At 28.7% G+C, this 13628-nt stretch carries 12 protein-coding genes and 1 tRNA gene; 2 read left to right on the forward strand and 11 right to left on the reverse strand.

Annotation, left to right across the window (positions count from 1 at the left end; translation table 11 throughout):
- Positions 1–12: 12 nt before the first annotated feature.
- The 8 genes from AXY43_RS12695 to AXY43_RS12730 form a co-directional block, all read right to left on the reverse strand.
- Positions 13–342, reverse strand: coding sequence for a DUF6514 family protein (locus AXY43_RS12695; protein ID WP_017212238.1), 330 nt, complete (start codon positions 340–342; stop codon positions 13–15).
- 764 nt (positions 343–1106) lie between these two features.
- Complete coding sequence (locus tag AXY43_RS12700) at positions 1107–1448, reverse strand: single-stranded DNA-binding protein (RefSeq protein ID WP_012061028.1); 342 nt, start codon at positions 1446–1448, stop codon at positions 1107–1109.
- Between the two features lie 99 nt (positions 1449–1547).
- On the reverse strand, positions 1548–2402 hold the full coding sequence (locus AXY43_RS12705) for a YihY/virulence factor BrkB family protein (protein ID WP_023975324.1): 855 nt from the start codon (positions 2400–2402) through the stop codon (positions 1548–1550).
- A gap of 231 nt (positions 2403–2633) precedes the next feature.
- Positions 2634–3950: a nucleotide sugar dehydrogenase gene (locus AXY43_RS12710; RefSeq protein ID WP_039773081.1), complete on the reverse strand. Its 1317-nt coding sequence runs from the start codon at positions 3948–3950 to the stop codon at positions 2634–2636.
- Positions 3951–4062: 112 nt separating this feature from the next.
- Positions 4063–4638 (reverse strand): acyltransferase, encoded by a 576-nt coding sequence (locus AXY43_RS12715; protein ID WP_012061031.1) that lies wholly within the window; start codon positions 4636–4638, stop codon positions 4063–4065.
- An 85-nt stretch (positions 4639–4723) separates the two neighbouring features.
- A complete protein-coding gene (locus tag AXY43_RS12720; RefSeq protein ID WP_039773083.1) occupies positions 4724–5905 on the reverse strand; it encodes a DegT/DnrJ/EryC1/StrS family aminotransferase in 1182 nt (393 codons plus the stop codon).
- Between the two features lie 237 nt (positions 5906–6142).
- Complete coding sequence (locus AXY43_RS12725; protein WP_077867689.1) at positions 6143–8428, reverse strand: ATP-dependent DNA helicase; 2286 nt, start codon at positions 8426–8428, stop codon at positions 6143–6145.
- Positions 8429–8584: 156 nt separating this feature from the next.
- Complete coding sequence (locus AXY43_RS12730) at positions 8585–9175, reverse strand: DUF1836 domain-containing protein (RefSeq protein WP_017212244.1); 591 nt, start codon at positions 9173–9175, stop codon at positions 8585–8587.
- A gap of 550 nt (positions 9176–9725) precedes the next feature.
- Between AXY43_RS12730 and AXY43_RS12735 the strand changes: the two genes are divergently transcribed.
- Entirely contained in the window at positions 9726–9971 is a 246-nt protein-coding gene (locus AXY43_RS12735; protein ID WP_012061035.1) for an AbrB/MazE/SpoVT family DNA-binding domain-containing protein, read from the forward strand.
- Between the two features lie 103 nt (positions 9972–10074).
- Here AXY43_RS12735 and rsmI read toward each other — a convergent pair whose 3' ends face one another.
- The 3 genes from rsmI to AXY43_RS12750 all read right to left on the reverse strand — a co-directional run bounded on the left by rsmI (position 10075) and on the right by AXY43_RS12750 (position 13101).
- A complete protein-coding gene (gene rsmI, locus AXY43_RS12740) occupies positions 10075–10920 on the reverse strand; it encodes a 16S rRNA (cytidine(1402)-2'-O)-methyltransferase (RefSeq protein WP_077867687.1) in 846 nt (281 codons plus the stop codon).
- Position 10921: 1 nt separating this feature from the next.
- On the reverse strand, positions 10922–11671 hold the full coding sequence (locus tag AXY43_RS12745; protein ID WP_017212246.1) for a tRNA1(Val) (adenine(37)-N6)-methyltransferase: 750 nt from the start codon (positions 11669–11671) through the stop codon (positions 10922–10924).
- A 191-nt stretch (positions 11672–11862) separates the two neighbouring features.
- Entirely contained in the window at positions 11863–13101 is a 1239-nt protein-coding gene (locus AXY43_RS12750) for an NlpC/P60 family protein (protein WP_039773087.1), read from the reverse strand.
- Positions 13102–13443: 342 nt separating this feature from the next.
- Here AXY43_RS12750 and AXY43_RS12755 point away from each other — a divergent pair.
- Positions 13444–13519 (forward strand) — tRNA-Pro (locus AXY43_RS12755).
- Positions 13520–13628: the final 109 nt, after the last annotated feature.

A 13628-nucleotide genomic window follows, 5' to 3' on the forward strand; every position in this document is an offset into this window, starting at 1 on the left:
TATACCTTAATATTAATTTATAACTTTCTCTCCCATACCAATATCAAACTCATAAGCATGCTCATCCACATACGTCCCTATAATATCAATTAAGTGAAGTGGTGATACCTGATTATTAAACAATTTCATAAGTAATTGTTTTACTTTGTATCTATGAATTGATATTATATCTATCTTTTCTCTCTCTAAATTTACATTTTTTAAACCAATATAATCTTTTCTTTCAACTTCAATTCCATATGCAGTTATCCCCTTATAATCCTTTTTTATAAGCCTATATGCATATCTATACTCTACATCAGCATCACTATTAATTGATGTATATTCCTCAACCAAATTCATAACCCTTTCAACTCCCTCAAGATAGTAATTCCTTGTTTACAAACCTATAGTATCACATAATGTATCAATAAATTGTCAAAGCATGTCCTCTTTTTCAAGATTTATATTTTTTTTATTGACAATAAAACTTCTTCCTTTATTTTTTACAACATATACATTCTTTAAATTTTCATATAAAAAAAGTCTTTTGTCGAAATCAGACGAATAATGCACTGTATATATTTTTTAAAAACTCAATATGGTTTTTATTTACAATTAAAATCTTATTAATTATCATAAAGAAATAAAAAAAGAGCCAATAGCTCTTTTTTTACCTCATAATCTCTTTTTTTGTTTCACCATAATTGAAAAATATATAATAGATATCGTTTACAATATTATTATAACACATATTCACATAAATACAACACTTTTTCTACAAATATTTTTCATTTATTGTTACAATATAAAAAACATTTTTTTCATTTCTATATAAATACTACTTATCTTACTTTAATGACTTTAGTATTCATTTTTAGTTCTATTAAATTAAACTAATATCATCAGCGTTTTTTATAATCAAGCATTTTATTAAAAGAATATTTATTTTAAGTATACTTTTATTTGTAAGTAAAAATATACTTTTTATGTTATCACAAAGGTTATCTAAACGCATTGATAATATCTAACAATTAGATAACCTCTTCTATAAATAAGTATATTTATAGTTATATACTTATCTATCCATATAGCTTATATTATTAAAATCAACTAGGCTAATATTTTTACAACGCCTCAGTTTGACTTTTCTTATTCTCAAGAAATTTAAAATCTTCTGCTATAACCTCTGCTATATACTTTCTATTTCCCTCCTTATCCTCATAACTACCAGTTCTTAATCTACCGCTTAAAGTAATAAGGCTTCCCTTTTTCATATATTTTACTATAACTTCAGCTTTTTTTCCCCAAACTTTTATAGGTATAAAATCTGCTTCTCTAATTCCATCAGGTAATCTAAAATTTCGTTGCACAGCAATTGTGAACTTGGTATAAATTTTTTCTCCATTTTCAGTGTGCCTAAGTTCAGGGTCTTTAACTAATCTTCCTAATAATATTATCTTATTCATCTTTTACCTCCTGAATATTTTTCTTCTAAAGTTATACCCACTTCGGTAATTTCTATTCAATAAAAAATTAAACTTTATAATAAAATTTAATATCATTGTCTACCTGTTTCTAATCATTCGATTTCTACCTCTTAACTCAGATGTAACAAAATTTATCTCTACTCCTAAGATGAATATTATTGATATTAAAAATAACCATGTCATAAGTATAAATACTGCACCAAGACTTCCATAAAACCTAGAATAATTATTAAAATTATCGATATAAAATGAAAAAACAAAGGACACTAACACCCAGCCCACTGTGCTAAATATAGACCCTGCGATTACCTCTTTCCATACCAACTTTTTAGCAGGAGCAAATTTATAAACGCAAATAAATATAGATATCATTATCGCTAATATAAAAGTATATCTGAATATATTCCAAATAATCAATATTATTTCATAAAATGGATTGATACTTTTAATATAATCGCCTATTACATTTCCAAATACTAACGCTGTTAAAGCTAGAATTATAGTTACAGCTAATGCTAATATTCCTAACATAGAAATAATTGAAAGTTTAATAAATGACCTTTCTTCTTTAAAGTTGTACGCCTTATTTATGCTTTTTATTATGGCCTTAAATGCAGATGACGCTGTCCATAGCGTTAACAATATAGATATTCCTAACAATCCAGTATATTGATTGTCAAATATCTCTATAACAGTTGACTGAGTTAATTCCAATACACTCCTAGGAAGCATAACATTTAATTGTCCCAGTATTTGTTTAGAGCTTATGCTGCTAAATCCAGCCAAAGTCATCAAAAATAACATAAATGGGAAAAATGATAATATTAAATAATATGCTAACTGAGATGCTAGTGCAAACACATCGTCCCTCTTAATTTTTACTATAAGATGTATAATTAAATTAACTTTGCTACTTAATTTTATATATTTCATTTAATCACCAATTTCTATTTATATTAATTAAAAATCTATTTATTTTATGCAGTACTTATTTTATTCGCTTTTCACAAATTATATGTACCATTAATAAATGTAAATAAAAGAGCACCTCCATAAAATTATGGAGGCGCTCTTTTTATAAACAGTATATTCTAACTAATAGTAACTCATTAGAATCAATATACCATTCTTACATAGAATCAGCTTATATACACCGTGAAAAACTTATAATTTATAAATCTTCTCTCTATTATTAACAACATTTTTGGTTGCATTTCTAGTATCATAAACAACTTTAGCTCTAGACACAATTGATTCGTAATCGTAACAACTATGATTTGTAGTTATAATTACTATATCAGACTCGTTTATAACCTCTTTCCAATCAACAGAATTATAAACCTTACCCTTATATTTAGAAATTGGACAATACGGATCATTTACCATTAAGTCAGCACCATTCTTTTCTAATAGTTCTATTACCTTGAATGCTGGAGATTCTCTATAATCATCGATATCATTCTTATATGCAACTCCTAATAAAAGAACTTTCGCACCATTTAATGCCTTTTTATTCTTGTTCAAAATCTTCATTACATTATCTAATACAAATTCAGGCATAGAATCATTTATTTCTCCTGAAGTTTCTATTAATCTTGTATGATAATCATATTCTTTTGCTTTCCACTCTAAGTAAAATGGATCAAGAGGAATACAATGTCCACCTAAGCCTGGACCTGGATAAAATGGCATAAATCCATATGGCTTGGTCTTAGCTGCATCTATAACTTCCCATACATCTATTCCCATTCTATTACATAAAATAGCCATTTCATTAGCTAATCCAATATTTATATTTCTAAATGTATTTTCCAATATTTTTTCCATTTCAGCTACGGCTGGAGATGATACAGTATGGATATCTCCCTCTAATATGTTTCTATATAATGCTGCTGCAACTTCTGTGCAATCAGGTGTACAACCGCCAACAACTTTAGGAGTATTTTTAGTATTAAAGTCCTTATTACCTGGATCAACTCTTTCTGGTGAAAAGGCTAAGAAAAAGTCTTCTCCACATTTAAGTCCACTTTCTTCTAGTATTGGCTTAAGAACTTCTTCTGTTGTTCCTGGATATGTAGTACTTTCAAGAATAACAAGCATACCTTTATGTAGATATTGTGCAACACTTTTTGTTGACTCTACAACATATGATAAATCTGGTTGCTTATATAAATCTAATGGAGTAGGCACGCAAATACAAATAGTGTCTACATCTTTAACAAAACTAAAGTCAGTAGTAGCTCTTAAAGTATTTTCTTCTACTATCTTCTTTAAATTTTCATCCACTACATCCCCAATATAGTTCTTTCCTTCATTAACCATATTTACCTTTTGATCTTGAACATCAAATCCAATAGTTTGATAACCAGCATTAGCCTTTTCCACAGCTAATGGTAATCCAACATATCCAAGACCAACCACACCAACTTTTGCAGTTTTATTATTTATTTTATCTAATAATTGTTGTTTTAATAATGACATCTTATACCTCCTGTAATTTACGGCCTAAAATTTTATCCACAGAACATAATTTACTAAAAAGTTTTATTAACAAATTATACAATGAAATGTTAATAAATAAAAATCTGTTTTTCTAATCTATACATTCTACTTTTTCTTTATCTTTGCTATATTTTTTCCCACAAGCTTTACAAGTTGCATGCTCATCTTTAAAGTTTAATTTTTCTCCACATTCACATACATATCCTATTATACTTGCCGGATTGCCCACTACTAAGGCATAATCAGGTATGTGTTTAGTAACTACTGCTCCAGCACCTACTAATGCATATTTCCCTATATTATGACCGCATACAATTGTTACATTAGCACCTATAGAAGCCCCTTTTCCAATTATAGTTTCTTTATACTCGCTTTTTCTTTCAATAAAGCTTCTTGGATTTACTACATTAGTAAACACACAAGACGGTCCTAAGAATACATAATCTTCGCAAATAACTCCTGTATATACAGACACATTATTTTGTATCTTTACCCCATCTCCAATTTTTACACCAGGCGATATTACAACGTTTTGACCTATATTACACTTTTCTCCAATTACAGAATTACTCATTATATGAGAGAAGTGCCAAATCTTCGTTCCGTCACCTATCACTACGTCGTTATCAATGTAACTTGATTCATGTACAAAATAATTCTTATCCATAATTAATCCTCGCACTTATCAATATTTTCCTTAAGTAAACTTCAAGTTCAAAATATATAGGAATTTGCATATTACAATATTAATATTATGCCTTTATATTTTCAACTATATAATTTATTTCGTTTTCTGTTAATTCTGGATAAACTGGTATTGCAAATGTTCTATGTGATAAATATTCTGCAACCGGCATATCCCCTTCTTTATATCCTAGATCTTTATATACTTTTTGTAAATGTAGTGGGACTGGATAATAAACTCCAGTTGCTATGCCATTTTCTTTAAGTTTATTTATCATATCTTCTCTATTTTCGCATTGTAACACATATTGATGATATATAGTTTCATTTTCTTCATCAACAGTAGGTACAACTACATTAGAATCTTTTAATTTTTCATTATATATTTTTGCTACTTCTCTTCTTCTACTATTCCAATCATCTAAATGTGGTAATTTTACTCTTAGAATTGCTGCTTGAATAGCATCTAACCTAGAGTTGAACCCGATTAAATAATTATAGTATTTTAAAGCATTATATACAGTATCGTCACCATCTTTAGACGTCTCTATCTCATCATTTATATTATTTAGCAAATTATAAGCTTTTTGTCCAGTTTCTCCACTTCCATGTGTTCTTAAAGCTTTTGCTATTGTTGCTATATTATCATCATTTGTCACTATCATGCCGCCATCGCCAGCACACGAAAGATTCTTAGTTGGGAAGAATGAGAAACATGCTGCATCACCTAAAGTTCCCGCCATCTTTCCTTTATATTTAGAACCTGATGCTTGAGCAGCATCCTCTACGATCTTTAAATTGTGCTTCTTAGCTATTTCATTTATTTCATCCATCTTAGCACATTGTCCAAATATATGAACTGGTATAATAGCCTTTGTTTTATTTGTAATTTTTTCTTCTATTTTAGTTGGATCTATATTAAATGTTTCTTTTTCAACATCAACAAAAACAGGCGTTGCACCTACTGCTGAAATAGCTTCAGCTGAAGCAAAATAAGTAAATGTCGAAGTTATTACTTCATCTCCATTCCCTATTCCTAAAGATTTTAATGCAATAACCAATGCATCAGTTCCATTCGCCACTGATATCGCATGTTTAACTCCTATATATTCTGCAAATTCTCTCTCAAATTCAATTACATTCTTGCCCATAATATAATTCGCAGAAGAAAGCACTTCTTTAGTTACTCTATCTAAATCTTCAGCAATAGACTTATATTGAGCTTTTAAATCAATTAATGGAATATTCATTATCCTCGCTCCTTAATTCTACTTTAATATGTTATTAATCATCACCAATATATCTCCGATTCAAACTTCTGGCTGACGATATCAATAACTAAATATTTTTTAAATTGTAGTGTAAATACTAAAATTATATGTAGATATACTATTTCATAAAACTACCATGAATATTTTAACATACTTATTTTTAATTCACAATGCACAATACAATCTAGTAGCTTATTTCATAAAACTATAGGTAATTTAATATTTATTTATAGGATACCACTCATTTGGTAAAAGAACACTATATTTATTATTTATATATCTATCATCAATAAGCAGAACTCTTCCTTTGTCCGTCTCAGTTCTTATAACTCTTCCTACAGCCTGCTGAATTTTATTTATTCCTGGAAATACATACGCATAGTCATAACCATCTTCTTTATAAAAATCCTTTATAACTTCATTTGTCATATCTACCATAGGATATCCTACTCCAATTATTATGCTTCCAATTAACTGATCACCAGGCAAATCTATTCCTTCTGAAAACATCCCTCCAAGCACACAAAACATTAATAAATTATTGCTATTCTTAAATCTTCTTAAAAATTCACTTTTTTCTTCCTCCGTCATATTAGGTTTCTGTTTCATAAGATTAAATTCTTCTAGCTTCGGCTCCTCCATATGGCTATATAACTCTTCCATATATGCATATGATGGTGAAAAAATCATGTAGTTTCCAATTTGCTGCTTTATAAAGCCACAAATTTTATCTTTCACTGATGATAAGGTCCTTTTTCTATATGAATATCTAATATTAATAGGACTAATATGAACTTTTAAGTTTTCTTTATTGAAAGGAGATGGAAGCTTTAACCTATATGTATTATCATCTCCGCCCAGCATATTTACATAGTATTTTATTGGTGATATAGTTGCAGAAAAAAATATTACCGAGTAGCATTTTCCTAAGTATTCTCTTAAATTCTTAGCTGGATTTACACAATATAAAGTCAACTTGATTTCTTGAGAATCCTTTTCTATACAAGTCCTATAATTTTCATCATAGAGCTGTGTCGTAGAAGTAAAAGCATTTATATCAAAATATAATTTCAATATATCTTCATAACCATCAAATCTATTTCCTCTTACTAGCACTTCTTCACTTTCTTTTAAGTATAACTGCAAATACTTACTCAATTCCTTAGGATGTTCCTCTTCATAAAATGATTTCACTTCTCTATGGTCGCATTCATTTCTTAAATCAATGAAATAATCATTAATCTTTCCCAATAAGGAATGTAGTTTATTTAGTTTACCCTTAGTTATCTTTTTGCAATTTAGAATTTGACTTTTATATAAGGATGCGGAATACATATTTCTTGACCTATCAATTAAATTATGTGCTTCATCCACCAAAACTATATTTCCTTTGCTTTCTAGAACTCTACTCAAAGATACTCTTGGATCAAAGATGTAATTATAATCACCTATAATTCCATCACAATAAGTACTTATATCTAAAGATAGCTCAAATGGGCATACTTGATATTTTTCGGCATATTCCTTCAATATTTCCGTGGAAATTCTTTCTTCCCTTTCGATAACATTTGTAATTACTTTTTTTACTTTACCATAATAGTCTTTGGCATATATGCACTTCTCTGGATTGCAATCAAAATCATCATTAATACATGTTTTCTCTTTTGCCGTAATTGTGATAGTCCTAAATTTCAATCCTTCTTGACGCAATCTTTCAAAAGTTTCTTCTGCAACTTCCCTATTTATCGTCTTTGCCGTCAAATATATAATTTTTTCTCCAATTCCTTCGCTTATAGCCTTTACAGCTGGGAATATGGTTGATATAGTTTTTCCTATGCCTGTCGGTGCCTGAACAAATAATATTTCCCCCTCTTTTATAGTTTGATATGAAACATTAATAAGTTTCCTTTGACCTTCTCTGTATTTTTCAAAAGGAAAATTTAGTACTTTTATAGTTTCATCTCTAATGTTTTTCCATTTAAATATTAAAACACTAAATCTCTCATATTCTCTTAATAAATCAGATATAAATTCTTCTAATTCTCCTATAGTAAATCTTTTTTCAAAACTCTTAACCTCATTCGTTTCTAACTGCATGTAGGATAATCGCACATAAATTTCTTCAAGATTATTTTGATTTCCATAAATAAAAGCATACACCTTTGCCTGAGCCCAATGTACCTCATTCAAATCATCAATGTATGCAAAATTCTTATAAGTTGATTTTATTTCTTCAATTATAACTTTATCTCTTTCCGTTATAATTCCATCTGCTCTTCCTTCAATATAGATCAAGCTTTTATTCGTCTCAAACTCATGAGTTAAATATACTTCCTTTTCATAGTTCTCATAAATCCTTCCGTTATCTTCCTGAAGCTTTTGATGTGCTCTTACTCCCTCTACTGCCCTAGCACTTCCAGAAAACCTATTATCTATATCACCTTTTTTCAAGCAAAATTCTACTAAATTTCTCACAGACTCTCGTATAAGAATTTTATCCATAAATTAATTCCTCACTATAGTTAAAATCACATTTTCCATATTAAATCATAAACATAGTCATAAAACACTTACTTAATTAGCCTAACAAAATTCAAGTTCTAATTAAGTAAGTGTTTTTTAGTTTATTGCTATTGTAAATATTTTATCTCATATAATTTATTCTTCTTCATACTCTTTAACTATTTTTTGAACTAACTTTTTAATAACACTTGCTTCTGCTATTAAAGAAAGAACTAATAGGAAAATTTTAATTCTTTCCTTATCATTATCTTTCAATTCAAAATTCTTTATTATCTCTTCTAATTTATCATCATTTGATATAAACGTATCTAAATAGTTATCTAAACTTTCCTTTTGTATTTGTGTGAAAGTTTTATATGTCTCTTCCCATGACAGTATATCATCGCTTCTGTCATTGATTTCATTAAATGCAAGCCGAAAAACTTTCTTTATTTCTTCCGTCGTTAATAAGGGCCTCATATGGCTAAGCAGTACTAATTGTACTAAATGCATTTTTGTATATCCTCTTTTTTTGCCATCTTCCGGCTTAGTTATAACTTCGCTTTTAGTATAATTTTGAACTATATTGTTAGTAAACTTCTCATCAACAAACTTATCGTTTAAATAATCGATTACTTGGGATAAAAACAAATCATATTTAGGAATATCTTCATATGAAACGGAAGTACTTTTAGACATTTCTTTAGCCAATTCTTTTATATAATCTGAATCAAATTTTCCTGCCATTATCATGCACCTATTCTTTCTCAATCTATATTATATATTATATAGTAATCATGAACTTGTTACAAGTTATTATAAACATTGTAATATAAAAATTTTTCTACTAGTTTATACTCTTAGTATAATAATAGTATTATACGACATATCTAATTTTTTTTAAATATAGTATTGATAAAAAATATCTAATTTATGTAATCAATCGACATTATTATTTATAGTATTTGCATTTCTACAAAAAAAGCGGACATATGCCTTATATTACTTTATTTGTAAATTCACTATTATATAATCATGAATATAATTCATATACATTTCTCTAACCATTGGTACATCTAGATTCCTCAAATTTATTAATTTGGATTAATATGATAATTTTACAAATAAACCCTCTTGACTTTTCTAAAATATGGTAGTATATTTTATATAAGATGTTTATTAAAGTTGAAATTTGTAATTTCTTATAAATATTTAAAAATATACATTGACTTTATATTACATACTTGGTAATATATCATAGTAGAATGTCGAATCATGGAATTAGGAGGAATTTTTTATGAAATCAACAGGTGTAGTTAGAAGAGTAGATGAATTAGGAAGAATAGTTATTCCTATAGAACTTAGAAGAACATTAGATATTGCTGAAAAAGATGCATTAGAAATTTATGTAGACGGAGAGCAAATAATCTTAAAGAAATACGAACCAGCTTGTATCTTCTGTGGAGATGCAAGAGACGTAATTAACTATAAAGGCAAGAATATCTGTACTAAATGTTTAGACGAAATTAAAACAAACAGATAGTATTTGATATATTCTAATTTCCTATTATATAATTAATTATATAATCAATAAATAATAGACTATCTCAAGAGTTAATTTGAGATAGTCTATTTTCTTAACTTAATTATATATTAGTTGAGAATTTATATACTTCACTTTTAGGTAATTCTCTTTCCTTGGCTACAAGCTTTATTGCCTCTTTCTTACTCGCACCACCATTAATATATTTAACTATATGCTCTTCAATAGATAAATGAATCCACTCTTCCCTTTGCTCTTCCTTTATCTCTTCAAGTCTTTTTCCTTCTAGAACAAGAACAAATTCTCCTCTTGGTTTATTCTCCTGAAAATACTGAATTACTTCTTTTAAAGTTCCCCTGTGTATTTGTTGATAAATCTTAGTTAATTCTCTGCATGCTGCAATTTTTCTATCTCCAAATGTATCTAATAAGAATTCAAGCGTATCTATCAGTCTATGCGGTGCTTCGTAAAAGATAATAGTTTCCTGACTTTGCAATAAGTCATTTGTGACTATCTTACGTTCTTTATTTTCTCTTGGTAAGAAACCCCTGAATAAAAATTTAGTTGTGTCTAATCCAGAATAAACTAATGCCGTAGTTATAGCTGTCGCTCCTGGAAGTACTTCGAAATTTATCTTTTTTTCTATGCAACGTCCAACAATAACACTTCCTGGATCTGATATTCCGGGTGTTCCAGCATCTGAAACTAAAGCAACATTATTACCTTCCATTAGTAAATCTATAATTTTATCACTTTTTATTTGCTCATTAAATTTGTGATAACTTATTAATGGTTTTTTTATCTCAAAATGATTTAATAATTTCAACGTTTGTCTTGTATCTTCAGCCGCTATAATATCAACATCTCTTAAAGCTTCTAGAGCCCTCAATGTTATATCTTTTAAGTTTCCAATAGGAGTTGGTACTAAATACAACTTTCCATTTTCCATATCATGACCTCCAATATATTGAATCTATTTCTTTAGTATATTTTCCATCTTCATCATAGACATACAATGGTGCTTCCCACTTCAAATAGGCTCCCCCATCTCTTTGCCCTTCAATCAATACAATATTAGGAGCTTTTCCTACCTTAGGATGAATCATTTTTACTCTTTTAGGTTCTATTTTATATTTTCTCATTAAAATAAAAATATCCGCTAATCTTTCAGGTCTATGTATCATAAAGAGTCTTCCATTATCCTTTAATAAAATTCTTGCTGCTGAAATCACATCTTCTAAATTACATAATATTTCATGCCTAGCTATAGCAAGCTTATCATTTGGATTTATAATTCCTGAATTGTTTAGTTTATAAGGTGGATTTACTGTCACTGCATCAAACTTATCAAGTGTCTTTAGATAATCTATATTTTTTAAATCTTCATTTATAAAACATACATTTCCTTCAAGCTCATTTAATTTTACGCTCCTTTTAGCCATATCTACCATATCTTCTTGAATTTCTAATCCATATACACACTCAGGCTTATATTTGCCATATATCAAAAATGGAATTATCCCAGTTCCTGTACATAAATCCATCACCTTATGTTTATTTTTTATATAAGCAAAATCAGATAATAAAACAGCATCTATACCAAATTTAAATCCCTCCTTCTTTTGAATTAAATTTAATCCCTTAAGTTGCAAATCATCTACTGTCTCATCATCTCTCACATATTGCAATTTATTATTCATATTATTCTTCCTTTACTTAACTTTACAATATTCTACTTTAAAATATCTAATATCAATATTTGTATATACCTAATCTCTAAAGTATATATTCCACATTATATCATACAAGTAAAATAAAAAAAGTCCTTCTGATCTTTTACAGAAGGACAATAATTTGAAATCAGATATTAACAACTAATTTCTTATGTTAACTACTTAAGAACTCTTCTTGCAGCATAAAAACTATAAACTGGCGCAACTTTAACCACATCACCTGTTTGAGGTGCGTTAATCATTTGGCCATTACCAACATATATCCCAACGTGACCTGGATGAGTAAATACCAAATCTCCAGGTTGAAGCTGATCTTGGCTAACTGGTTGTCCAACTCCAATTTGAGAATAAGTTGTTCTTGTTATATCTACTCCTGCAGCATGCTCATAAACATATTGAGTAAATCCTGAACAGTCAAAGCTTGCATCTCCAGTTGCACCCCATACATAAGGCTTTCCTAACTGTGCATATGCCTCATTTAGAATAGATTGAGCATTTCCTGCTGATGGTGCAGCTACTCTTCCGCCTCCGCCTCTACTTGGCGTTGCCACTTTTACTTCAGCTGCTTTTTTATCTGCTACCATTGTTTTAGCCTTTTCAATTTTATCATTTATCTCTGAAGTAACGATCTCACTCTTAATTTGATTATCTCTAATATTTCTTAATTGATTAATTGCTCCTTGAAGATCAGTAGCTGAACTATTAGAGTTACCTATAACATCAAATTGAGATTTTACAAGTTCTCTTTCTAATTGTGATAAGTATTGTGAGTCAAATTTACTTTTTTCATCCTTAGCTTGACTTGATAAAGTTTCTGCTTCTTTTTTCTTTCCATCGAGTTCACTTAAGCTAACTTGTATTTCTTTATTAAGTTTATCTATTTCATCTTTCTTATCTTCTAGGGATTTTATTTTGTTATTTAATTCTTCCTTTTTACTTGTAACATCTTCTATGGCAGATTTGTCTTTTCCTATAATTTTACTAACTGCCTCTGCTCTAGAAAAGAAATCACTTGTTGATTCTGATTCAAGTATAAAATTCAAGTAACCAAATTCTAAATCACCTGACATGTACATAGCTTTAACTCTTTGTCCTAAAGCTAAATCTAATGTATTAATCTCTTTCTTATATTGTTCAATGTCTTTTGTACTACTATCAATAACTTTATTGATAGTTGTTATTTCTTTTTTATTCTTATCTACTGTTAATTGTAGCGGCTCTATCTGCATATTTAAATCATCAATTTTATTCTGAATATCTGTTATCTTGCTTTCAATTTCTGCATATTTCTGTCTTGAATCACTCAACTGTTGATTATCTGGCGTCGCAAACGCTGGTATCGAACTACCTACAACGATTACGGTTGCTAACATAATAGCTAGAATTCTACTCCTCATTAAATATCGGTTTTAAACCTTCCCTCCTCCATTAATCTATATTACTACATAATTATAACACCTTGGATAAGAATGAACAATTCATATATATAGCGAGAATTTAGTTTATCCTACTATTATCTAAATATCGTCCGTATTCCCCACTTTTTCTAGCTTATTCTTTGTGATTCTTATTATAGCTTATATATAAAAATTTTCATCAATAAACTTAACTTAACAATTCCAGCCTCCCTCATCACAAAATTATTTATTCTAATGACTATAATTAACTTTTTTCTGTATTAATTACATCTTCTAAAGTCCTTGACATAAGATTTACTTGAATATATAATTAATGTATAACGGGGTGTGGCGCAGATGGGAGCGCGCGTGGTTTGGGACCATGAGGTCGCAGGTTCAATCCCTGTCACCCCGACCAAATATATTATTAGACTAGTATAACTTAAGGATTGATCCTTAAGTTTTTTTATTTAGTAATTCATTAATTTATTAATCTATAACATATATCGTATTACTAATTCTTCTAA

This window comes from Clostridium sp. MF28 (genome assembly GCF_002969175.1).
Lineage (GTDB): Bacteria > Bacillota > Clostridia > Clostridiales > Clostridiaceae > Clostridium > Clostridium beijerinckii.

Bases quoted from the DNA above. Each gene is read 5' to 3' on its own strand.
- AXY43_RS12720 (WP_039773083.1), bottom strand. From the start codon at position 5,905: ATGAATATTCCATTAATTGATTTAAAAGCTCAATATAAGTCTATTGCT.
- AXY43_RS12695 (WP_017212238.1), bottom strand. From the start codon at position 342: ATGAATTTGGTTGAGGAATATACATCAATTAATAGTGATGCTGATGTA.
- AXY43_RS12715 (WP_012061031.1), bottom strand. From the start codon at position 4,638: ATGGATAAGAATTATTTTGTACATGAATCAAGTTACATTGATAACGAC.
- AXY43_RS12745 (WP_017212246.1), bottom strand. From the start codon at position 11,671: ATGAATAATAAATTGCAATATGTGAGAGATGATGAGACAGTAGATGAT.
- AXY43_RS12725 (WP_077867689.1), bottom strand. From the start codon at position 8,428: ATGGATAAAATTCTTATACGAGAGTCTGTGAGAAATTTAGTAGAATTT.
- AXY43_RS12730 (WP_017212244.1), bottom strand. From the start codon at position 9,175: ATGGCAGGAAAATTTGATTCAGATTATATAAAAGAATTGGCTAAAGAA.
- AXY43_RS12735 (WP_012061035.1), top strand. From the start codon at position 9,726: ATGAAATCAACAGGTGTAGTTAGAAGAGTAGATGAATTAGGAAGAATA.
- AXY43_RS12700 (WP_012061028.1), bottom strand. From the start codon at position 1,448: ATGAATAAGATAATATTATTAGGAAGATTAGTTAAAGACCCTGAACTT.
- AXY43_RS12710 (WP_039773081.1), bottom strand. From the start codon at position 3,950: ATGTCATTATTAAAACAACAATTATTAGATAAAATAAATAATAAAACT.
- AXY43_RS12750 (WP_039773087.1), bottom strand. From the start codon at position 13,101: ATGAGGAGTAGAATTCTAGCTATTATGTTAGCAACCGTAATCGTTGTA.
- AXY43_RS12705 (WP_023975324.1), bottom strand. From the start codon at position 2,402: ATGAAATATATAAAATTAAGTAGCAAAGTTAATTTAATTATACATCTT.
- rsmI (WP_077867687.1), bottom strand. From the start codon at position 10,920: ATGGAAAATGGAAAGTTGTATTTAGTACCAACTCCTATTGGAAACTTA.